Annotated in this window: 18 protein-coding genes; 15 read left to right on the top strand and 3 right to left on the bottom strand. The window is 53.0% G+C overall.

Annotation, left to right across the window (positions count from 1 at the left end):
• Nucleotides 1-128 precede the first annotated feature (128 nt).
• From H7C18_RS30940 to H7C18_RS30915, 6 genes are all read left to right on the top strand, one after another.
• Nucleotides 129-527 carry an exosporium protein C gene (locus tag H7C18_RS30940; RefSeq protein WP_185132992.1) on the top strand — a complete coding sequence of 133 codons (399 nt, stop codon included), beginning with the start codon at nucleotides 129-131 and terminating at the stop codon, nucleotides 525-527.
• 170 nt (nucleotides 528-697) lie between these two features.
• Nucleotides 698-1,612, top strand: coding sequence for an ABC transporter permease (locus H7C18_RS30935; protein ID WP_238358083.1), 915 nt, complete (start codon nucleotides 698-700; stop codon nucleotides 1,610-1,612).
• 14 nt (nucleotides 1,613-1,626) lie between these two features.
• Complete coding sequence (locus H7C18_RS30930; protein WP_185132990.1) at nucleotides 1,627-2,496, top strand: carbohydrate ABC transporter permease; 870 nt, start codon at nucleotides 1,627-1,629, stop codon at nucleotides 2,494-2,496.
• Between the two features lie 107 nt (nucleotides 2,497-2,603).
• Nucleotides 2,604-4,196, top strand: a complete 1,593-nt coding sequence (locus H7C18_RS30925) for an extracellular solute-binding protein (RefSeq protein WP_185132989.1) — start codon at nucleotides 2,604-2,606, stop codon at nucleotides 4,194-4,196.
• 62 nt (nucleotides 4,197-4,258) lie between these two features.
• Nucleotides 4,259-5,695, top strand: coding sequence for a response regulator transcription factor (locus H7C18_RS30920; RefSeq protein WP_185132988.1), 1,437 nt, complete (start codon nucleotides 4,259-4,261; stop codon nucleotides 5,693-5,695).
• A gap of 171 nt (nucleotides 5,696-5,866) precedes the next feature.
• The gene (locus H7C18_RS30915; protein ID WP_238358082.1) at nucleotides 5,867-7,585 is read left to right on the top strand and encodes a cache domain-containing sensor histidine kinase; all 1,719 of its coding nucleotides are present in this window, start codon (nucleotides 5,867-5,869) and stop codon (nucleotides 7,583-7,585) included.
• Here the strand turns inward: H7C18_RS30915 and H7C18_RS30910 are convergent.
• Both H7C18_RS30910 and H7C18_RS30905 read right to left on the bottom strand, forming a co-directional pair.
• Entirely contained in the window at nucleotides 7,509-9,026 is a 1,518-nt protein-coding gene (locus H7C18_RS30910) for a serine hydrolase domain-containing protein (protein ID WP_185132986.1), read from the bottom strand. The two genes, H7C18_RS30915 and H7C18_RS30910, sit on opposite strands and share 77 nt — an antisense overlap.
• A 19-nt stretch (nucleotides 9,027-9,045) precedes the next feature.
• Nucleotides 9,046-9,621, bottom strand: coding sequence for a TetR/AcrR family transcriptional regulator (locus H7C18_RS30905; RefSeq protein ID WP_185132985.1), 576 nt, complete (start codon nucleotides 9,619-9,621; stop codon nucleotides 9,046-9,048).
• Nucleotides 9,622-9,756: 135 nt separating this feature from the next.
• Between H7C18_RS30905 and H7C18_RS30900 the strand changes: the two genes are divergently transcribed.
• Both H7C18_RS30900 and H7C18_RS30895 read left to right on the top strand, forming a co-directional pair.
• Nucleotides 9,757-10,779, top strand: a complete 1,023-nt coding sequence (locus tag H7C18_RS30900; RefSeq protein WP_185132984.1) for a serine hydrolase domain-containing protein — start codon at nucleotides 9,757-9,759, stop codon at nucleotides 10,777-10,779.
• Between the two features lie 408 nt (nucleotides 10,780-11,187).
• Nucleotides 11,188-12,720 (top strand): ABC-F family ATP-binding cassette domain-containing protein, encoded by a 1,533-nt coding sequence (locus tag H7C18_RS30895; protein ID WP_185132983.1) that lies wholly within the window; start codon nucleotides 11,188-11,190, stop codon nucleotides 12,718-12,720.
• Nucleotides 12,721-12,778: 58 nt separating this feature from the next.
• Here the strand turns inward: H7C18_RS30895 and H7C18_RS30890 are convergent, their stop codons facing one another.
• On the bottom strand, nucleotides 12,779-14,005 hold the full coding sequence (locus tag H7C18_RS30890) for a stalk domain-containing protein (protein ID WP_185132982.1): 1,227 nt from the start codon (nucleotides 14,003-14,005) through the stop codon (nucleotides 12,779-12,781).
• Nucleotides 14,006-14,324: 319 nt separating this feature from the next.
• Here H7C18_RS30890 and H7C18_RS30885 point away from each other — a divergent pair, with 319 nt between their 5' ends.
• The 7 genes from H7C18_RS30885 (at nucleotide 14,325) to H7C18_RS30855 (ending at nucleotide 21,485) form a co-directional block, all read left to right on the top strand.
• Nucleotides 14,325-15,233, top strand: a complete 909-nt coding sequence (locus tag H7C18_RS30885; protein WP_185132981.1) for an AraC family transcriptional regulator — start codon at nucleotides 14,325-14,327, stop codon at nucleotides 15,231-15,233.
• Between the two features lie 108 nt (nucleotides 15,234-15,341).
• A complete protein-coding gene (locus H7C18_RS30880) occupies nucleotides 15,342-16,121 on the top strand; it encodes a phytanoyl-CoA dioxygenase family protein (RefSeq protein ID WP_185132980.1) in 780 nt (259 codons plus the stop codon).
• 91 nt (nucleotides 16,122-16,212) lie between these two features.
• On the top strand, nucleotides 16,213-17,157 hold the full coding sequence (locus H7C18_RS30875) for an NHL repeat-containing protein (RefSeq protein ID WP_185132979.1): 945 nt from the start codon (nucleotides 16,213-16,215) through the stop codon (nucleotides 17,155-17,157).
• Nucleotides 17,158-17,420: 263 nt separating this feature from the next.
• The gene (locus tag H7C18_RS30870; RefSeq protein WP_337913955.1) at nucleotides 17,421-18,734 is read left to right on the top strand and encodes an ABC transporter substrate-binding protein; all 1,314 of its coding nucleotides are present in this window, start codon (nucleotides 17,421-17,423) and stop codon (nucleotides 18,732-18,734) included.
• Nucleotides 18,735-18,794: 60 nt separating this feature from the next.
• Complete coding sequence (locus tag H7C18_RS30865; RefSeq protein WP_185132978.1) at nucleotides 18,795-19,682, top strand: carbohydrate ABC transporter permease; 888 nt, start codon at nucleotides 18,795-18,797, stop codon at nucleotides 19,680-19,682.
• Nucleotides 19,679-20,509: a carbohydrate ABC transporter permease gene (locus H7C18_RS30860; protein ID WP_185132977.1), complete on the top strand. Its 831-nt coding sequence runs from the start codon at nucleotides 19,679-19,681 to the stop codon at nucleotides 20,507-20,509. Before H7C18_RS30865 ends, H7C18_RS30860 begins: the two co-directional genes overlap by 4 nt.
• 31 nt (nucleotides 20,510-20,540) lie before the next feature.
• Nucleotides 20,541-21,485, top strand: a complete 945-nt coding sequence (locus H7C18_RS30855) for a nucleoside hydrolase (protein ID WP_337913953.1) — start codon at nucleotides 20,541-20,543, stop codon at nucleotides 21,483-21,485.
• Nucleotides 21,486-21,489 lie beyond the last annotated feature (4 nt).

Here is a 21,489-nt window from a genome sequence, read left to right as displayed (position 1 = left end):
ACAAACATTAGCTGGTTTTTGTATGACTGCTTTTAAAAAATGGTTCGATGCATGGCATGGTTTGTCCAATCGAAATTCCATAACCGTAAATACAATATACCATTCCATAGAGAAAGGGGGGAACCAATATGGCAATCGTCACTTACAACGCAACGTCCGTAACCCCGATCACGGGCGGCGTGCAAATCCCGATACCCCAGACGCCTCAAGGCGTGGGGCTGGTGACGGTCATCGCGTCCGTTCCGTCGATCCCGAACACGGTCGAGCTGAAGGCATCGGTAGGCATCCAAGGCAATACGGGGACCGGCAGCGTACTATTCCGTTTGTTCCGAGATGGACAAGAAATCTACTATTCCCGGCAAGGTATCGAATCGGGCGAAGAGCAATTTGCTCTGGTCGGCATACAGGCGTTGGACAACGCCGCGCCCGGCCAACATGCGTACACGCTTTCCGTCGAGAAAGTGGATGCCGGCTTAACCGTTTCGGTAATCGGACCCGTCAACCTAAGCGCGACAGTATTCAGCTAAATCTAATCTTTTTTTAGCGGCTCTCGGACGAGCTGCTTTTTTTTATGCAACTTCCCATCGTGCTTAAAAATGAAATTAGTACAAAATGAATATAAAATCATTCCATTTTATTCAAAAAGGGCAGGACTATAATTAAGTACACGAGACACCTTCAGATGATGTTAAATCTTATGGCTAAAGGAATGATAGAAGTGAAAGCGGTTTTAAAAAGAGACTTTTTCTTATATTTTCTCCTGCTGCTGCCCATGGCGTATATCTTCATCTTTAAGTATGCGCCTATCTACGGCGTGCTGATGGCTTTTCAGGACTATAACATTTTTGAGGGGATCGGCGGAAGCGAGTGGGTCGGGTTTGACGTTTTCAACTTCATTTTTCACCAGGACAGTTTTTATCGCGCACTTCAAAATACGCTTGTCTTAAACCTTCTGGATCTGGCAGCGGGATTTCCGGCACCGATCATCCTGGCCATCTTATTGAACGAACTCCGGTATGCGAGATTCAAGAAAGTAACCCAAACCATTCTTTACTTACCTCACTTCTTATCATGGGTCATTATCGGAGGCATGGTCTACCTGATGTTCTCCTCGGGCGGCATGGCGAATAGCGTCTTGTCCAGATTTGGTCTGGGGAATATCGACTTCCTCTCTCAAAAAACAAACTGGCTGATCATGTATACGGCGGTCGGGGTATGGCAAAGCGTCGGATGGGGGACCATCATCTATTTGGCGTCCATTATCGGAATCAATAAGGATTTATATGAGGCTTCGGATATGGACGGCTGCAGCCGGCTTCGGAAAATCTGGCATATTACGTTGCCCGGTATTAAACCGACGATTATGATGCTGCTTATTTTGCAGATTGGCAGAATGGTCTCGATCGGATTCGATCGTCCGTTCGTAATGGGCAATTCCTTGGTAAGCGATTATTCCGATGTCATCAGTACCTATGTGTACAGGATCGGTATCGGATCCGGCGATTTCTCGCAGGCGACAGCAGTCGGACTGTTTCAATCTGTCGTAGGGTTGATCTTTTTGGCGGCGGCAAATTATGGCGCTAAAAAAATCGGCGAGCAGGGAATTTGGTAAGGAGCGTGACTTGGATGAGCGGCAGGAAACTGAATTGGACGGATCTGATTATTATCATCTTCATTAGCGCGGTGGCGATTTCTTGTCTTGTTCCTTTCTTATATATGATTGCGCTTTCTCTCAGTTCAAACAACGCCATTACTTCGCAGAAAGTTTCTCTTTGGCCGGTTGGCTTCACCATCGAAACCTATAAAACGATCTTAAGCGATGTTGAAATGATTTATACGCTCGGATATACGATCGTGCTTACGGCGATATACACCATTTTCTGTATGTTTCTAACCGTATGCGCAGCCTATCCGCTTACGAAGAAAAGATTAAAGGGAAGAAACTTTCTGCTGACCGTCCTGGTGATCACCATGTACTTTAGCGGAGGCTTGATCCCCAGCTATCTCCTGGTCAAAAACCTGGATATGATGAACACGGTGTGGAGCCTTATTTTACCGGGCGCGATGAGCGTTTTCAATGTGATCATCCTCAAAACGTTTTTTGGCTCGCTTCCGGAAAGCTTGGAAGAATCGGCATCCATTGACGGCTGTAACGATCTTGGAATTCTCGTGCGAATCGTACTGCCGTTATCTTTGCCCTCGATCGCAACGTTAAGCCTCTTCTACGCGGTCGACAGGTGGAACGGGTTTCAGGACGCCCTCTTTTATATCACGAACAAGAATTTGTATCCGATGCAATTAAAGCTGTATCAAATCATAACGGCGAATCAGCAGTTGGATACCCAGCAAGGCGAAGGCAGCGTCGGCGCCTATATTGTTCCGGAGTCGCTCAAAGCGGCGAGCGTTATGTTTACGACCGTTCCGATTTTGGTTGTCTATCCCAAGCTTCAAAAATATTTTGTCGAAGGTGTATTGACGGGAGCCATTAAGGGGTGACAAGTATGATCCATGGAGAGGGGGTGATGATTTCGCCGGTCGGGAAGAGGAAAGCGGGTTAAGGCTATATGGCTTTGAAATGACTAACGAAAAAGGCGAGGGGAACCATGAACAAGAAACGAATGACGGTTTTATTGCCGGTTTTGACGCTGCTCGCAGGCGCCTTGGCAGGATGCGGCGGCAACGACTCCGCGAATGAAGCCCAGTCCACATCACCCGCGGCGTCAACTTCCAATGCGGGAGCAGCGCCCTCGGGGGCGCCGGTTACGCTAACGGTTGAAGTATTCGACAGAGGCATTCAGGGGCAGCCGGACCTGAACAATAATACTTGGACAAGATATATCAACGATAATTTTGGGAAGCAGAATAATGCCATTGTCAAATTCGTTCCGGTGCCCCGGTCGCAGGAGATCGATAAGCTTAACGTTTTGATGGCGGCGAACGAAGCCCCCGATATCTCCTTTACTTATGATAGCGCAACCGTATCCCGATACGCTAAAATGAATGGCATAATGCCGCTGGATGATTTGTTGGACAAGTATGGAAAGGATCTAACGAATTATCTGGGGGAAAAGGTTCTGTCATATGGCGTTTTTGACGGGAAACAGGTGGCGATCCCGGCCAAACGAACTTCGCTGGCCTGGATCGGCATGTTTATTCGCAAGGATTGGCTGGATGAATTGGGAATGCCGATTCCGACGACAAGAGATGAACTCTATAACACTTTGGTGGCCTTCCGGGATAAAAATCCGGGTCACGTAGACGGCGTGATCCCTTGGGGGTTGGCGGCAACCGGCATGAATTACGGTACCGGAAATTTGGCGGAGTCCTTCTGGGGAGAACAGTCGGAGGAAGATTTCGTTACAACTCCAAACTGGTTGAAGCCCGGAAACAAGGATGCGCTCAAGTTCCTCAACAAGCTGTATAATGAAAAATTAATCAGCCCCGATTTCGCCTTGGACAAGACGGCCAAGCAAGCGGATGCCGACGTGACCAACGGAAAGGTCGGATTCTTCAGCGCCAACTGGGATTATCCGCTGCGCCAAAATATCAGCGAGCCCTTAAAGGAAAATGTGCCTGATGCAAACTTTGTTCCCATTGACACCTTTAAGAATTACGAAGGAAAATACAAGAAAATCGCGTACAATGAAAATGGCGTGAATGTCTTTATTCCGAAAAGCAGTAAAAATGCTGAGCTGGCCATCAAATACCTGAACTGGATGTCCAACCCCGACGTTTTGTTTTTCCTGCAATATGGTAAAGAAGGGGTTAATCACAAGATGGTGGACGGGATTCCGCAGGTGATCAATCAAACGGGGGATAACATGCAAACCAGTTATCTCAATCTCGATTATACCCTGGTCGTAAACGGCGTGGAGCTCGGCGACCCCGAGAAGAACATTAAGGCATTGGCCGCTACGGCTCCCGGACTCAAAGCTGTGGCTGAACAATCTTACAAAATCAATACGACGGATACGTACACAGGCTTCTTCTATGATACCCCGAATGAGTCCAATATCAAGTTCGGTAAAACGCTTGGGGATATGAGCAATCAAATGACGGATAAGCTTATCGTCTGCAAGCCTTCGGAGTTCGACAGCTTATACGATAAGCTGGTTGCAGAATATATGGCGGCAGGCGGGAAAGCGGTTATGGATGAGAATGTGAAAATCTACGAAGCGATGCAAGCAAACAAGTAACCATAAACTTCAATACAAAAGCCTATGGATCGTTCAGTCCATAGGCTTTTCAGGGGGTACCCATGTATAGTGTGATCATTATAGATGATGAACCTTGGGCGATTAAAGGCATACGGAACGCGTTTAACTGGCAAAAATACGGCTTCGAAATCACAGGCCAGTTTACAAGCGTTTATAAGGCAATCGAGTTTATGGACAAGGAACGTCCGGATCTTGTGTTTACGGATATCAGAATGCCGGAAATTTCAGGCCTTGACCTGATGAGGCTCACCAAAGAAAGGGGAATCGATTCTGAGTTCGTTATTGTAAGCGGTTTCTCCGAATTTGCCTATGCACAGGAGGCCTTAAGATACGGTGCCCTGGATTATTGCTTAAAGCCCATGGATATCGAGACGGCGGATCCGCTAATCGAGAAGCTGATCTTGCACTTTTCCAAAAAGAGAAGCATTCGGAACAACCTGATCCTGGAGGCGCTGACCTCGGCCGATAAAAGCGAATTAAATCGGTTAACGCCCTTTTTCGACCCCTCATCGGACGATTTCTTTCGGGTGCTTGTCATTTATTCATGCAGCGAGAACCAGAATTATAGAGACTTATCGTTTTTCGATCGCAACCGTATGTTGGAAGTAGAACTGGGATCGACCAAGACGCTATATATTCTCAAGAGCGTTAAAAGTTCGGATTTGTACGATCGGTTGGACGGCGCCGTCTTCGCGGGGGCGGATATCAAATCGGCAGGGATCAGCAGCGTTTCGGCGAGCTGCAGCCATATAGCCAAGCTGATCAAGGAAGCCGATCTCGCGGCATCCCAAATCTTTTTAAGCGATGATCAGGGAGTATTTGAATACGAGCCAAAGCTTCCGGCGGTAAAGCCCTTGATGGATGAGGTTTCATCGATCATTCGGGAGAACAAGTTCGAGGAAATGGACGACATCATGGAAAGGATCGTGAATTTCTTCAAGCACCGTCAATTAGGCATGGGAGAGGTGGTTTACTTATGGAATCAAGTGGTTAGCTTGCTGGTGGGTACCTATTACGAAGAGCTGAAAGATATGGAGCTTGATTTTCTTAATTATTCCGAATTGAAAGATCGCTTTGAAAATTTCGAGTCCTTATGCAGTTTCCTGCATGACATTTTTATATACATCAAGCAATTAAGCGACCCGTCCGTCCATGAAGGCGATATCAACTCTTATTTTACCCAGATGGTGAAGTACATTGACCATCATTACGAGCAAAAGCTTTACCTTAAAGATTTATCGGCCCGATTTTTTTTGAACCAAGTGTACTGCTGCCAGCTTTTCAAAAAAAATTTGGGCAAAACCTTTTCGGAATACGTTACGGAATTGAGGATTAAAAAAGCCTGCGAGCTGCTGAAGCATACGGAGTTGTCCATTGAAGAAGTGGCCTCGAAAGCAGGGTATGCGGATTACTACTATTTCAATAAAGTATTCAAGAAACAGTGCGGAATCACGCCCACGAAATTCAGAAAAAGTTGAGGGTCCGGGATCGGAGTGGGGAGTTTGCGGATTAGTAGACTGAAGCTCAAACATCAGATACTGCTTATTTTTTTATTCTCGATCATCATATTCACAGCGATGGAGCTTTACTTCTACTACAGCTTCTATAATTTGACCCAGAAAAGGGCCGTAAATTTCGGAAATAAAATCATGGAGCAAACACGCCAGAAAATAGATTCCGTTTTTAACGATATCGAGATCAGCACGAACATAGCCGTAAATAATCGGAAGGTCCAGGAGTTTACCATTGCGGACGACGATTATAAAAGGGCGTTCGATTTCGGCAACTATGTCACGGATCTCATGGAATATATGAGATCTTTTAATTCTTACGTGAATGGAATCATGGTAAATGACAATCAAGGCAGACGAATTTACAGCTTGGCTACCGAAAAGGGCGACATTATTTTTTCCAAACAATATGACGAATTTATCAAGTCCTATAAAAACGCTAGCCAATCCGGCAAAGGGACGTTTACAACGATTTTGAAAGACGAGAAGACGGGAAACGAATATTTCTTTTATACGGCCCCGATCATTGAATCGATCGGCGGGGTTCATTTTTCTCAGCAAACCGGCTATTGCTCCGTGATGGTGAATACGGAGAAGCTGCAGGAGCTTGTGGAAAATACGGATTTGACGCCCCACTCTACTTTGTATCTGTTAAACAGCCGCAATGAGATTATTTTATCCAATCAGGCAGATTCCCGCGGCGCTTTATTCAAGGAGATCCTCGCCATCGATCGGGATCGTTTGACCAACGGCGTCAAAACCAAAATCAACGGGGAAGACGTCATCGTTCAGGAAAAAGGTCTGGAGCAGGCGGCAGGCTGGCGGATCGTAAGCGTCATTCCGGTGCACGAATTGACAACCGACATGAACGACATTAAAAACGTGAGCATTATCGCCGGAATTGGCATCATCGTGAGCATGATGATTTTGGGCTCCTTCTTCTTGAATAATTTGACCCGGCCTGTCATGGGTCTGGTAGCCGACATGAAAAAAATCGGCAAAAGAAATAGAGGGTTTCGGATCAAAGTGCGCTCGACCAATGAAGTCGGCGTCTTGGCCTATAATATCAATAGCATGATCGACCAAATGGAAGAGATGTCAAGCAACATCTTACATACGCAGGCAAGATTGTATGAGTCGGAACTCAGCAAGAAGCAGGCTGAATTTTCGGCTCTGCAAAGTCAGATCAACCCGCACTTCCTGTATAATACTTTAAATTGCATAAGCAGTATCGGGCTTGAATACGGCAGCAAGGAGATCGCGCAGATCACGTCCTGCATGTCCAAGATCTTTCGATACAGCATTAAAAAGGACGACCTTGTGTTGATCAATGAGGAAATTCAATGTATTCAGGCCTATATGAAGATTATCTCCATTCGGTACGAAAACAAGTTTCTGATGGAAGTTGACGTGGAGGACAGGCTGCTCGGAATGAAAACGCCGAAAATGATTCTGCAGCCCATTGTTGAAAATTCCGTCTATCATGGACTTGAAAGCATGGACGCAGGAGGCCAGCTTCGCGTGAGCGGCCATATCGATGCGAATGGAGATGTATGTTTTCAAGTAACCGATACCGGGAAGGGGATCGGCAAAGACGAGCTGGAGAGCATGAAGACGAAGCTGAGCGCGGAGGATTCGGAGAGCGCGACCCATCTTCCGGAAGGGAGAAGTATCGGTCTTTCCAATATCCATAACCGAATCAAGCTGCTGTTCGGCGAGGGCTACGGGGTGGAGATCGAAAGCTGGATCGGTTGGGGGACGACCGTGACCGTAAAGATTCCTACCTTATCAGCCGGACGATCTCCATGCATCCCTTCAGTGCCATCAAGACGGTTATCGCCTTCAGCCAAAGGATGACGTCCGGCTGATAGACGGTCGCAATATGCCATATCGGCACCACTTGAGTCGTGCTCAAGATCAGAATAATAATCAGACCTGCAAAATTCAGAATCATTCTGGACACCGCTTTGACGGATATTTCGGAACGGCCGGAATGTCCGGGACGCAGCGGCCCAAGGCAGCGCATTGCCGTTCGAACGGCCGCATAGAGGAACCAGGCGCTGAGCAGCAGGATGAGCCCGTTGACCAGCAAGTATTTCTGCGAAATGCTTAAGGAAGAATCCCCTGCCGGTTTTCCATTCATCAAGTTGACGACTCCGGAAGCGATGTGGGTCGTCGTGATGATGTGCGATTTGAATAAAGTGGAGTCGATCGCGTCAAGCACGTTGGAGAACACGATCACTCCCAGCTGCCGATCCGGAACGAGATAAGCCTGGGCCTGGAAGCCGATCGAGCCGCCCGGCTGACCGATAACCGGCATACCGTTGATGCGGCCTGTCATCCAACCCATGGCGTACGTTCCCGGAGCGGGTTCGGTCTGCATCAGCCGAATCCCTTCCGAAGAGAGGACGGAACGATCTTCATATCGGCCGCCGCTAAGCTGGGCTATCAAATAATGGCTCATATCCTCCGCGCTTGTATACATGTACCCCGCCGGCACATCCCCCGGAATGTAAACATAAGGACCGTCGTAGGCAGCGTTGTATCCGAATAGCCGCCGGTAAGGCGCAGCCAGTCCGTGAGCAGCGGCGTCATCGAGGGTCATGAAGCTGTTGTTCATCGACAAGGGGCGGAAAATATGTTCCTTCACATAGTCGCTATAGGACTGGCCGGATACTTGCTGCACTATATAGCCGAGCAGTACATAATTCGCGTTCGAATATCTGTAAGGATGTTCGGCCGGTCTGGTTTGCTTCAAAAACCTTTCCGCATAGGACCATGCGTTTTTCTCCAGCGCATCCTCATTCTGATCTTGATCGATCGCGCTGGACACCGTATTGCGAAAAGTCGAGATTTGGGTAAACCCGCTGGTTTGGTTAAGCAATTGACGTGCCGTGATGAACTCCGCTCCGCTAATCTTGGCGGGGAGATAGCGCCGGATCGGCGCATCCAGGTCGATTTTTCCCGCCTCGGCAAGCTGCAGAACGGCCATGGCGGTAATCGACTTGCCGATCGAGCCTAATCCGAATGGAGTTTCCGGCGTGACGGGACGGCCCGATGAATCGGCTCGGCCATATCCCTTAAGGTACAAAATGCGATCTCCCTGAACAATCGCGAGCGAGAGCCCGGGAAGATGCTGCCGCTTCATTTCGTGAGCAATATATGCATCCACTTCGGAGAAGACGGAAGCTCCGGGTTGCGCCGCCTGCAGGCTTCCATTGCTTTGCGCCGATCCGAACAGAGGGAAAATGGCTAGACCGCACAAGAGGATCGCTATCGCTCCGAGTCTAAATTTCATTTCATCCCGCCCCATCGCCTCATTTTGGAGATTTGGTTAGACCCTGCATAATAAATTCCGCTAAATATTGGATCATCTGCGGAAAATAATGAAGGCCGATTTCCTCTTTATGCGTATCGAGGTAGACCAACGAATCCAGGAAACCTGGCAGAAGCTCCTCGTCGATATCTTCTCTGATTTTCCCCTCGGCCCTCCACTTTCTAAATAAATCCAGGTAAAAACCGCGAAAGGAATCGATGTTTGTGCCGTCTTCATTCCGATAGTACTGTTCGAGCTCTTTATAGAAATCCTTACGATACCACTCGCCCAGAATGGGGTTGGTATGAATCGCCTCGAGATTCCCCTCGATCAATTCGCGAATGACCTTCGCCGGCTCCCGATCCAGATCGATCGATTCCATAAGCCGTTTCTTGAGGTTCTCGTTCTCTTGGATATAGATCTCCAAGAACAGCCGCTCTTTCGAGGCATAGTAGTTGTAGAAAGTACCGACTCCGATGCCGGCCGATTGGGCGATTTCTTTAATATTCGTTTTCTTGAATCCCTTTGTGCCGAACAGATTCTTTCCGATTCTGAAAATTTCCTCTCGGATATCCATGGGTCCTCAACCTTATGAATGAATATTTTTAAATTCATTCACATTAAATCATGTGCTTGCCGTGCTGTCAAACAGACAAATGTGGCGTATGATTCAAGTAAAAGGTTGGAAAAGAAAAGAGAAGGGGACTCGGAGATGGAAAAAATCCGCGGATTCATCGAACAGTGGCTGAAAGCCGAATCCTTTCCCGGATGCGTGCTGGACATTGAAATAGACGGCGTGAAAGTTTTTCAGGAAGCTTTCGGACACTTCGGCCGGCCGGAAGATTCCAAGCCGATGAACGTGCGGACGGTGTTCGACGTCGCTTCGCTGACCAAAGTGGTCGTGACTCTGCCTTCGATTCTGCTGTTGGCGCAAGACCGCATGCTGTCGCTGACGGATCCCGTCAGGAAGTTCGTCCCCGAATTTCGGCACCCGGAGGTAACGATTCGGGATTGTCTGATGCACCTTTCGGGTCTGCCCTCCGGCGTTCCGGGATTCCGGGAACGAGATTCGGCAAAGGATATCTGGCCGGAGATTCTGGCGCTGGATTTGGTTCATCGCCCCGGGGAGCGGGTGCTTTACAGCGACTTGGGCATGATTCTGCTCGGCGTCGTCGTCTCCCGCGTGTCGGGCCGGACGCTGGATCAGTTCGCGAAGCGGCGAATCTTCGAACCGCTGGGCATGAAGGATTCCCTCTTCAATCCTCCCGCTTCGGAAAGGATCGCGCCCACGGAATGGGACGGGAGCCGCTGGCTGACGGGAATCGTTCACGACGAGACGGCCTACCGTCTTGGCGGCGTCTCGGGGAACGCGGGATTGTTCTCTACGGCGGACGATCTGTCCCGTTACGCAAGGCTTTGGTTGGATCCGGAACGAAGCCGACTGCTGGAGCGCAAATGGGTGGAGGCTTGCTTCCAAGCGCCGGTTCAGGGACGGGGATTAGGATGGCAAATGTGGCTGGGCCAAGAGGAAGCGCCTAGTTGCGGTGAAGGGTGGTCGATCGGTTCTTACGGACATACGGGTTACACGGGAACCAGTCTGTGGATGGATCCCGCCCGGAGGCTGTCGGTCGTCTGGCTGACCAATGCGGTCCATTACGGTAGAGACAATCCGATGCGGCAGCTGCGCCCTATTCTCCATAGCGCCGTGCTGCAAGATTTACATGGCCTATGTTGACCTCAAAGTCGGCGGTATGTTACCATTTTGAGCAATAAGGAAGGGTGCTGAACGTGCTGTATATCAAGTATGGGAAGCTCGTGCGAAAAGTCAGCTCCGTGCAATCGTACGCGATGAAGCGTTGTACGGAGCTTAATCGGGAGGCGTAACGCTTCCTCCATTCATCGGCCGAACCGTCTTTCAATAAAGCGTGGATCCCTACGCTTGTTTGAGCATGACGATTGGGCCGGTGAACCGGGATTAAGGGCCGCCGACAGCGTTTTGTCGGTGGCCCTTTGTGCGTGCGGCAGCGATTTCGACGGGTGATCGTCTATTCGAAATCGGATGATTGGCGCCAGGCAGAGGGCAGGTATCGCGATGCGATGCCGGACCTCTGCCTTTTTATTTTCAAGGAAATGGGGAATCGAGATGAGTTTGCTTAAAGTCGAGAACTTGTCCCACGCATTCGCGGACAAGAAGCTGTATGATAACGCCTCCTTCGAGCTGTACAAAGGCGAGCACATGGGAATTGTCGGACAGAACGGCTCCGGCAAGAGCACGCTGATCCGAATCTTGCTCGGAGCAACCGTGCCGGATCAAGGCGCGGTCAAATGGCAATCCGACGCGAAGATCGGCCACTTGGACCAATATGCCGAAGTAGACGGCGGGCTGACCGTTTCGGAATACCTCCATACGGCGTTTGCGCATTTGTACGCGATCGAGGAGAAGATGAACCGCCTGTACGAGGAGAGCGCCGCTTCCGGGGATGAAGCTTCCTTGCTGCGCGCGGCGGCGTATCAAGATCGGCTCGAAGCCGAAGATTTCTACACGGTCGACAGCCGAATCGGCAGGATTGCGGCCGGGCTGGGCCTCGACGCCATCGGAATGGATCGTCCCGTTCGCGAACTGAGCGGCGGGCAGCGGGCCAAGGCGATACTGGCCAAGCTGCTGGCCGAAAAACCGAACGTTTTGCTGCTCGACGAACCGACCAACTTTCTGGATCAAGATCATGCGGAGTGGCTGGCGGGCTTTCTGACCGCTTTCGACGGCGCCTACATTGTCGTGTCGCACGACTTTGACTTTCTGGAGAAGATCTCTTCCTGCATCTGCGATATCGAGTTCGGAACGATCCGCAAATATTACGGCAAATATTCGGATTTCCTCCGGCAAAAGGAGCACTTGAGGCAGGATTACGTTCGGCGTTATGAAGCGCAGCAAAAACAGATCGAGAAGACGGAGGAATACATCCGGAGAAATATCGCGGGCGTCAATACCAGAATCGCCCAAGGACGCCGAAAGCAGCTCGACAGGATGGAGAGGCTGACGCCGCCGGCTTTCGTCCATCCGCCATCGATCCGTTTCCGGGAAATGCCGATCTCGGCTACGGCCGTTCTAACCGTTCAGAAGCTGGAGGTCGGTTACCGCTCGTCGCTGCTGCCGGAACTGAATTTTAAGATCGCGGGCGGAGAGAAGCTTGTCATTGCCGGCTTCAACGGAATCGGCAAGTCCACGCTGCTGAATACGTTGGTCGGACGTCTTCCGGCCATGGCCGGTTCTTGCCGCTTCTCGGAACAAGCCGCGGTCGGGTACTACGAGCAGGAATTGACATGGGAAAACGATACGTTGACGCCGATGCAAGTCATCTCGGAGCGATATCCCGGCTTGAACGCGAAAGAAATCAGGCGCCAGTTGGCGCTGTGCGGAGTGAGGGGAGACCATGCCGCGCAGCCGGTCGGGACGCTAAGCGGCGGGGAGCAATCGAAGGTGAAGCTGTGCAGGCTGCTGCTGGCTCCCTGCAATTTTCTGATCCTGGACGAACCGACGAACCACCTGGACGCGGAGACGAAAAAAGCGCTGCAGAGCGCTTTGGCGCGGTTCTCGGGGAGCGTGCTGCTCGTCTCTCACGAAGAGGGCTTCTACAAGGGTTGGGTCGATCGCATTCTCCGATTGGAACGCGCCTAAAAAAAAGGACGGCGACAGGCTGCCCCGCGGCAGCCTGTCGCCGTCCCCTCAAGAAAGCTCAATCCCGATCGACATAGAAGTTTCGATCGCCGATCTGGATGTCCTCCACGTTGTCCTTGCCGGACGAGTCCGGATGGAGGAAGATCAGGTAGCGAGCCTTCGTTCCGTCGTCGAAACTCAGGACGATAGTGTTGCCGGAGATGGCATAGGTACCTTTCTTGCTGTCGCCAGCGCCCGAGTTCGTCTCGGACGAGCCGGTATCCAGCGTTCCGAGAGTCAGATTTTCGCTTTGGAACGTGCCGTCCCGGTTGAAGGTAATCCATTCCTCCCATGAGGACGAAGCGGAATTGACTCCGACCATCCCGGAGTAGCCCCGGTAAACGTATTCGCCGTCCAGCTTCAACGACCCGCTTATCGGCTTCACCTTGGTCAGCAGGATGTCGTCGATGATCAAATTCCCCTTTGGCGATACCTGTACGTCGTGCTTCTCCGAGCCGCCGACCGTCAGGACGCCGTCCCGGATCGTATAGGAGCTGCAGGCCGTTTTCCCGCAATCGATCGTCTCCGGACCTCCCGAAGCCGGCTCGCCGACGACGATTCGGTTGTTCGGGAGAAAGGTGTAGTAGTCCCAGCAGGCTCCGCCGCATTCGTATCCGGAGATATCCGCCCGGTATCCGTAGTACATGCCGCTCAGCTTTTGAAGATCGGCCTTGACGGCAGGGGTCGGTTCTTCGTCCTGTCCGTCGGAGCCCTGCTCCAAGGAAGCCAGATACTTGTCGATATATTCGGCAGCTTGCTCCTTCGTGATTCCCAATCGGGCGAGCATCTCCTCGGTGAAGACCGTAATCTCGCGGTGGACCGCATCCCACACGACGAGCGCTCCCGTCGCCTCCCCGACGAAACGCAGCGGAACGAGCGTGTTGCCGTCGATTGCCTTCGCCTCGACGTTTAACGAGACGGGCTGTCCGTCGACGACCGCCTTCTTGCTTCCGAGCGTCAGCGTGAAGGCTCGATCTCCCTTCTTCCCATTGATCTCGTTGCCGCCCGGCTTCCAATCCAGCGCGACGCCCATCGCTTCGAACAATGGCCGGATCTGCACGAGGGTCGTGCCATTTTCGGTATAAGGCTGTACTTGAAATGGAACGAGACTCATGTCGACGGCTACTTTGATCGGGGCCGACTCAGCCGCGTGGGCCCGCGATGCGCCGAGGACCGCGAAAGCGAACAAGAAGAAGGCGGCGACCGTCAGCATTCCCGTTCCCTTTCGGATGATGGTGCTCCGCATGGAACCTAATCCCTCCTGAACCAGGCGATTTTTCCAGACTGACCCATTATATTCAGGAAGAAGCGGAAAATGTAGCGTCTCCGGTCCCGACTTTGCCTTCGTGCCTGCGATGAGGGCTTGGGAGCTTTGGGACTGCCGGGTCTTTGGTCTCGCTTGATTGCAGTCGGCCTTTCTATCGCTTTGATCCTATTGGGCATCCGTTCGAAGAAAAAATCGGCCCGGAGGCCGGCAGCTGCTGCAAGAGTGTGTTCGATTGGAATTTTTCTCTGTGCAACCGGCCTTCCGTGCGATAAATTAAGATCGCAGGAGGTGCGTGCGGATGCCGCCGAAACGGCTGGACTGGATGGACGGCCCGTGGGAGATCAGGGTGCACAGCGCGAACAGCTCGTCCTACGATTCTCTCCACATGGAGCAGCGATTGTATCCGGACTGGATTATCAGCTATGTCAAAGAAGGCGACGTCACGACGGTGATGGGCGGCGAGAAGTATCGGGTCCGCGCCGGCGAAGTGATGCTGCATCCGCCGGATCTGCCGTTCGGCGAGTTCAACGACGGCGGCGGGGTCCACTTATGGATGCATGCGCGCATTCTGTGCGCCCATCAGCTGGATCTGCTTCAATTGGCGCGCGTGGCGCCTGTGGTCGCCGTGGGCGATCCGGCCCGCTTCGAAGCGGGCTTCTACAAGCTGATGTCCATCTGGGAGAGCCGCGAGACTCCCTTGCGCAAATTGAAGCTGTTCAGCGCGGCCATGCAGCTGATGGAGCAAGTGCTGTCGGGATGGGAACGCGCCGGATTCCCGGAGCGCTCCCCGGCGCTGGACGGCCAAAGCGACCGCTTCGCGCGGCTGATCGGCCAGATGGCGCTTCGGCTGTCGGAGAAGCTGAGCCGCGAGGAGCTGGCCGAGCTGGTCCGGCTGAACGCCAATTATATGGACCGGGCGTTCCTGAAGCAATACGGCCTGACGCCGATGCAGATGCTTCGGGGCATGCGGCTGAGCCGGTCGAAGCAGCTGCTGGAGCAGGGCGAGGATTCGCTCGAGGCGATCGCGCTTCAATGCGGGCTGACCGACGCCTCCTATTTATGCAAGCAGTTTCGCAAGCAGTTCGGGCTGCTGCCGGGCGAATATCGCGAGAAGATCGGACGCGCGAAGAACGAGGACGTCTACAAGGATGCGAAGGGAAGCGGACGGGAGAACGATCGCGGAAGCCCGTCGGCGGACCGGGTGTAAATAATACAATAAGATGTGGAATCGCTTTCGTGCAGGCCGGTTCCCGTCGGCGGATAATGAAGACAGTTTCCAAGCGAAACCGAAAACCGCCGAAGGAGTGGAAGAACCATGAACGCCGTGCACGAAGGCAGGAACGTCCGAATCACGGACGAACAGATGAAGCATTACGAGGAACAAGGCTATATCATCTTCGAGAATCTGTTCGGTCCGGAAGAGATTGACGAGGTACGAGGCCCGATCGACGAGATGGACGCCGAATCGGAACGCGCTCTGCAGGCGAAAGGCAAAGACGGGATCAGCCAAGCCGGTCAGATCAACTTTACGGCGGGACTAAACTTTCGCGATCCGAAGGTTCAGCGATTTATCGCCGATCGGCGCCTCGTCGACATCACGACCCGGATTCTCGGCCCGGACATCCGGCTGTACTGGGACCAATCGGTGTACAAACGGCCGGAGGCGCCGCGGGATTTCCCTTGGCATCAGGACAACAGCTACGTGCCGACCGAACCGATTCATTATGTAACCTGCTGGCTCGCGCTGGAAGACGCCACGCTGGAGAACGGCTGCATCTGGGTACAGCCGGGCACCCATCGCAAAGGATTTGTGCCTCATATCAAGACAGATATCGGTTTGGTATGTTACTATGGCGATATCGAAGGGACGCCGGTCGAATTGAAGAAAGGCAGCATGGTCGCGTTCCATTCGCTTCTGTTCCATCGCAGCACGCCGAATCGCAGCAAGACGGACACGCGCAAAGGCTACGTCATGCAGTATTCGGTCGAAGGCTCGTTCAATCCGAACACGGGAGCCATTTTCCGCAACGGACCGCTCATCGCCAAGAACGGACAGTCCTGCTACGGCGGATTCCTGTCGAAGGACCAGATCTGAGCGAAGAGGCCCGTGCGGAGCGTTGCCGGAACGGCGAGCCGGAGCCGGAATCCATCTCAAACAGGAAAGCCATTTCGGAAGGAGACGGAAGATGAGTATCGCTGCGGAAAGCATCGTCGGCAACGCCAAGCATCGTTATCAGGTAACGGAGAACTGGGCAAAGCTGCCGGAAGGCATTGAGCTCGGGTATACGCACGGGATCGTGACGGATAAGCGGAATTATGTATACGTTTTCCACACGGGCAGTCCGTCCGTGCTCAAATTCGACGCGGACGGCAATTGGCTCGCATCTTGGGGCGAGGAATTCGCGGGCGGCGCGCACGGATTCTATCTGCACGAGGAGAAGGACGGCAGCGAGCGGTTGTATATGACCGATACCGCGAGAGGACTGACCGTCAAGTCGAACCTGCATGGCGAGGCGCTGCTGACGATCGGCGCGCCGGAACGTCCCGATCTGTACGGCGAGGGGCGGCGGTTCATTCCGACGGATGTGGCCGTCGATCCGGAAGGCTTCATCTATATCGCGGACGGCTACGGCGAGTCCTGGATCCATAAATATACAGCCGAAGGCGAGTATTTATTCTCGTGGGGCGGCAAGGGATCGGAGCCCGGGCAGCTGAATTGCCCGCACGGGGTCTCCATCGACCTTCGCCGCGGCGAGCCGGAAGTCTATGTAGCGGACAGGGGCAATCATCGCATTCAAGTGTTTACGACGGAAGGCCGTTTGAAGCGGATGTTCGACGACGATCTGGATATGCCGTGCAGCTTCTTCTTCGCCGGAGATGAGGTGTACATCCCGGATCTGCACAGCCGCGTGACGATTCTGGACCGGAACGATCTCCTGATCACCCATCTGGGGGAGGACCAGCAGGCCTACAAGCAGGAAGGCTGGCCGAACTTGCCCAAGAGTTATTTCCGGGCCCGGAAGTTCAGCTCCCCGCACGGCGTCTGCGTCGATCGGGAGGGCAGCGTCTACGTGGCCGAGTGGACCGTGGACGGCCGGCTGACGAAGCTCGTTCGCATGCGGGACGAATAGAATCCGAATCGAAAAATCACGGCGAAAAAACGGCAGAGATGCCGTTTTTTTTGCTGCGAGTCAACTTCTTGCGGATATAGGGGTTCAATCGGGGGCTCCAAGCTGCGAAGCATCGCTTCACTTTTGGGGGATTCTTCTTGCACCATAATTTTCTCCACTCCGTCTGGCTAACATCGTCCAATTACATCCGTTTCCGGAATTCTTATAATAAACCCATAACAGCGCTTACAATAAGAGCTGAAAACTTTAGAGGGGGGAACGAGTTGAAAAAAAGAATGGCAGTTATGTCTTCCTTGGTTCTGGCAGCGGGACTGGTCTCGGCCTGCGGTGGAGGGACCTCAAACAACGATTCGTCGAATGCGGGCGGCAGCGCAAGCGCTTCCGGCGGAAGCGAGGCGGCCAAGCCTCAGAAAGTCGAGTTAAGTCTCATGTTGACGGGCCTCGGGCGGTTTAAGGAACAATTCGATCAATACCTGACCCAGTTCGCGGCAAAGGAGAAGGCGGAGAAAGGCATCGACGTCACCTACAATCTGGAGCTGCCTTCGGACGGCAACCTGCTGAAGACGCGTCTGGCCAGCGGGGACGCGCCGGACATCTTCTCCTTCCATGCCGCTTTCGACGGTCCGACATTCGAGAAGGGCGGGTACTTGCCGGATCTCTCGAACGAACCGTTCGTCGGCAAGCTGATCGATACGATCCGCAACGTAGTGACGATCAACGGCAAGGTTGTCGGGGTTCCCATGGAGAGCTTCTCCTGGAGCTACCTGTACAACAAAGACATTTTCGACAAATACGGATTGAAGGTGCCGACCACCCTTTCGGAAATGAAGCAGGTCGTCGAAACGTTGAAGAGCAACAAGGTAACGCCGTTCATGCTCGCCTACAAGGATGCCAATTTCCCGGGGTGGCTTACGCAATTGAGCTTTGAAGCCGTCGCGGCCAAGCAGGTTCCGGATTGGTGGGACCGCATGAACAAAGGCGAAGCGTCGTTCTCCGAGCTGAAGGATAAAGGCATGTTCGACATCATCGACCTGGTCAACGCCAACGGAACGAAGCGTCCTCTGGAAGTCGGGGCGGACGACGGTTTGGCGAAATTCGCCAACGGAGAAGCGGCGATGCTTGTGACCGGCACCTGGTACGCCGACAGTATTCTGAAGGCGAATCCGAATTTCAAGCTGGGTCTCGGGGCGCTTCCGGTCAACGACGATCCGAATTCCACGATGGTGAACCTGGCCGTCTCCACGACGCTGACCGTCTATCCGGAAAGCCCGAATAAGGCGGTGGCCACCGACTTCCTGAATTATCTTCTGGACGACCAGGACTCTTCCGCCTTCTTCGAAAGCCTGAAGTTTAACAAGGTCGCGAAGAACCAGCAGATCGAAGCGTTCCCTTGGACGGATGAAGGCAACAAGTACGTAGAAGCCGGCCACTCCTATCTGGACCAATCGATTCCGCAATCGGCCAACGAGGCGCTCGGCAAGATGTCGCAGTCCTACTTCGCCGGCGATACCACGCAGGATCAATTGGTCGCCGAGCTGGATAAGCAGTGGAAGAAGTCTATCGAGATTCAAAAATAATCGGTTGAGAAGGCGGCAGCCTCGGCGCTGCCGCTCTTCTTTTCCCAGGTGGTGAATCGCTTGTATCGAACGCTAAGGGCCAAACCGTGGCTATCCCTGCTGGCGTTTACGGCGCCGGCGCTGCTGTTCTATGCGGTCTTTCTGCTCATTCCGACGATCGGCGGCATCTTCTACAGCTTTACCGATTGGAACGGCCTGTTCCGAAATTATCACTTCGTCGGCTTCGGCAACTACGTCGAAGCTTTCACGTCGGATTCGCGATTTGTGTATTCCTTGTTCTATACCTTGAAATACGTGGTTGCGATCGTCATCCTGCAGAACGTGATCGGGCTGCTGCTGGCCGTGCTCGTCGAGAGCCGGATGCGGACCAAGTCCCTGTTCCGGACGTTGTTCTTCCTGCCGAACATGTTCAGCGTCTATATCAGCACGCTGATGTGGACCTTCATCTTCTCCACGGTATTGCCGCAGCTCGCCGAGAAGACGTTCCTGCATTTCCTGGATCAGCCTTGGCTCGGCTCCTCTTCCATGGCATTCGTCTCGATCCTTCTCGTCTCGGTATGGCAGGGAGCCGGTTACTTGATGGTCATTTATATCGCGGCCTTGCAGGGAGTGCCCCAGGATTTGCAGGAAGCCGCCACGATTGACGGAGCGACGCCCTTCCGCAGATTTATCCATATCGTATTGCCGATGATCATGCCGGCCATTACGGTGTGCTTGTTCCTGACCTTGAACGGCTCCTTCAAAATCTTCGAAGTGGTGTATGCGCTCACCGGAGGAGGTCCGGGCTACAGCACGGAGGTTATCGCCTTCAATATTTATCAGGAAGGCTTCGCGCGGGATTTGCGCTACGGATACGCGACCGCGAAGGCGATGATTCTGTTCGTCATCATTCTGATCATTACGGTGACCCAAGTCTCGGTCCTGAAGAAGCGCGAGGTAGAAGCATGAGAAAATCCCGTTTGTTTTTCTCGCTTGTCATCTTGCTGCTGCTGATCGCTATCACCGTCTTCTTCCTGTTTCCCATCCTGCTGGCGATTATGAACTCGTTCAAGACGCAGGGCGAAATGTTCAAGTCGGTCATCGAATGGCCGAAGACGCTGCACTGGGACAATTATAAGTACGTTCTGACCGAGGCTCATCTTCCGCGCAGCCTGTACAACACGTTCGTGATTACGTTCCTGTCCATCGTCGGGATCGTCGTATGCAGCGCCCTGGCGGGTTATAAATTATCGCGTACTCCGGGGAAACTAAGCTCCGCCATCTTCTTTTTGTTTCTGGCGTCCATGCTGATTCCGTTCTATTCGATCATGTTCTCGCTGATCCAAATCTCGACGAAACTGCATATCGATGGGTCGATCTATCGCCTCCCGCTCGTTTATATCGGGCTTGGCGTCAACTTCGCGGTGTTCTTGTATCACGGATTCGTCAAATCCGTTCCGAGAGAGCTCGAGGAATCCGCGCAGATGGACGGCTGCGGGCAGCTGCAGACGTTTGTCCGAATTATTTTCCCGTTATTAATTCCCATTACCATGACCATCGTGATTCTTGATATTCTATGGGTATGGAACGATTTCATGCTGCCGCTGATCATGATCACCAATTACAAGAGCTATACGCTTGTTCTGCTGGCCAGCACCTTCTTTAGCCAATATTCGAACGAATGGTCCTACATCTTAAGCATTCTGATTCTTGCGTCGCTTCCGGTTATTTTGATCTACCTGATCTTCCAGAGATATATTGTAAAAGGAATCGCCGATGGCGCCGTCAAAGGCTGAGAAAAGCCATTCGGCCAAAGGAGGGCCTTTCGTGTCCAATCTTTATCCGCCTGTCCCCGAGGATCGGCGGGTCCGTCGCTTGCAGCCGCCGGACGGCCCGATCCGCATGGTGCTCGATACCGACACGTTCAACGAGATCGACGATCAGTTCGCGCTGGCCTATACGTTGCTGTCGAAGGAAAGGATCCGCCTGGAGGCGATCTACGCCGCGCCTTTTCATAACGAGCTGTCGGACGGTCCGAAGGACGGCATGGAGAAAAGCTATGACGAGATCGTCCGCATCCTGGAGCGAATGGGAGAGTCCGCGGAAGGCTTCGTCTTCCGCGGCTCCGAACGTTACTTGCCGGGACCGCAGGAGCCCGTGGACAGCGAAGCGGCTCGCGACCTGGTCGCCAAGGCGATGGCGGCGCCCGATGACGAGCCTCTGTATGTCGTCGCGATCGGAGCGATCACCAATATCGCTTCGGCGATTCTGCTCGAACCGCGCATCATCGAGAAGATCGTCGTCGTCTGGCTCGGCGGCCATGCGCTCTGGTGGAACGATGCCACGGAATTCAATCTGAAGCAGGATGCGGCGGGCGCACAGGTGCTTTTGGACTGCGGCGTGCCGCTTGTCCTGATTCCCGTCCTCGGCGTCTCTTCGCACCTGGCGACGACGCTGCCGGAGATCGAGGCGCACGTCCGGGGGAAGGGAGCCATCGGCGACTTCCTGGCCGAGCGCTACGCAAGCGTTGTCAAGGACCACTTCGGCCGCTCCAGGGTGATCTGGGACATCTCGACGATCGCCTGGCTGCTGAATCCGGATGCGGTCCCGACAGAACTGGTTCACAGCCCCGTGCTGACCGAACGTTTGACCTGGAGCAGGGATACGAGCAGGCACTTGATCCGCTGCGCCACGTACGTTCATCGCGACGCCGTATTCCAGGACTTGTTCCGCAAGCTGGAGCGATCGGCCCCACAACCTAATTCCCGATAGGAGT

It is taken from the genome of Cohnella zeiphila (assembly GCF_014212055.1).
Taxonomy (GTDB): domain Bacteria; phylum Bacillota; class Bacilli; order Paenibacillales; family Paenibacillaceae; genus Cohnella; species Cohnella zeiphila.
Note: the sequence above shows the minus strand (reverse complement) of the source record. Positions and strands in the feature narration are given on the sequence as shown.

Bases quoted from the DNA above. Each gene is read 5' to 3' on its own strand.
- H7C18_RS30940 (WP_185132992.1), top strand. From the start codon at position 129: ATGGCAATCGTCACTTACAACGCAACGTCCGTAACCCCGATCACGGGC.
- H7C18_RS30935 (WP_238358083.1), top strand. From the start codon at position 698: ATGGCTAAAGGAATGATAGAAGTGAAAGCGGTTTTAAAAAGAGACTTT.
- H7C18_RS30930 (WP_185132990.1), top strand. From the start codon at position 1,627: ATGAGCGGCAGGAAACTGAATTGGACGGATCTGATTATTATCATCTTC.
- H7C18_RS30925 (WP_185132989.1), top strand. From the start codon at position 2,604: ATGAACAAGAAACGAATGACGGTTTTATTGCCGGTTTTGACGCTGCTC.
- H7C18_RS30920 (WP_185132988.1), top strand. From the start codon at position 4,259: ATGTATAGTGTGATCATTATAGATGATGAACCTTGGGCGATTAAAGGC.
- H7C18_RS30915 (WP_238358082.1), top strand. From the start codon at position 5,867: ATGGAGCAAACACGCCAGAAAATAGATTCCGTTTTTAACGATATCGAG.
- H7C18_RS30910 (WP_185132986.1), bottom strand. From the start codon at position 9,026: ATGAAATTTAGACTCGGAGCGATAGCGATCCTCTTGTGCGGTCTAGCC.
- H7C18_RS30905 (WP_185132985.1), bottom strand. From the start codon at position 9,621: ATGGATATCCGAGAGGAAATTTTCAGAATCGGAAAGAATCTGTTCGGC.
- H7C18_RS30900 (WP_185132984.1), top strand. From the start codon at position 9,757: ATGGAAAAAATCCGCGGATTCATCGAACAGTGGCTGAAAGCCGAATCC.
- H7C18_RS30895 (WP_185132983.1), top strand. From the start codon at position 11,188: ATGAGTTTGCTTAAAGTCGAGAACTTGTCCCACGCATTCGCGGACAAG.
- H7C18_RS30890 (WP_185132982.1), bottom strand. From the start codon at position 14,005: ATGCGGAGCACCATCATCCGAAAGGGAACGGGAATGCTGACGGTCGCC.
- H7C18_RS30885 (WP_185132981.1), top strand. From the start codon at position 14,325: ATGCCGCCGAAACGGCTGGACTGGATGGACGGCCCGTGGGAGATCAGG.
- H7C18_RS30880 (WP_185132980.1), top strand. From the start codon at position 15,342: ATGAACGCCGTGCACGAAGGCAGGAACGTCCGAATCACGGACGAACAG.
- H7C18_RS30875 (WP_185132979.1), top strand. From the start codon at position 16,213: ATGAGTATCGCTGCGGAAAGCATCGTCGGCAACGCCAAGCATCGTTAT.
- H7C18_RS30860 (WP_185132977.1), top strand. From the start codon at position 19,679: ATGAGAAAATCCCGTTTGTTTTTCTCGCTTGTCATCTTGCTGCTGCTG.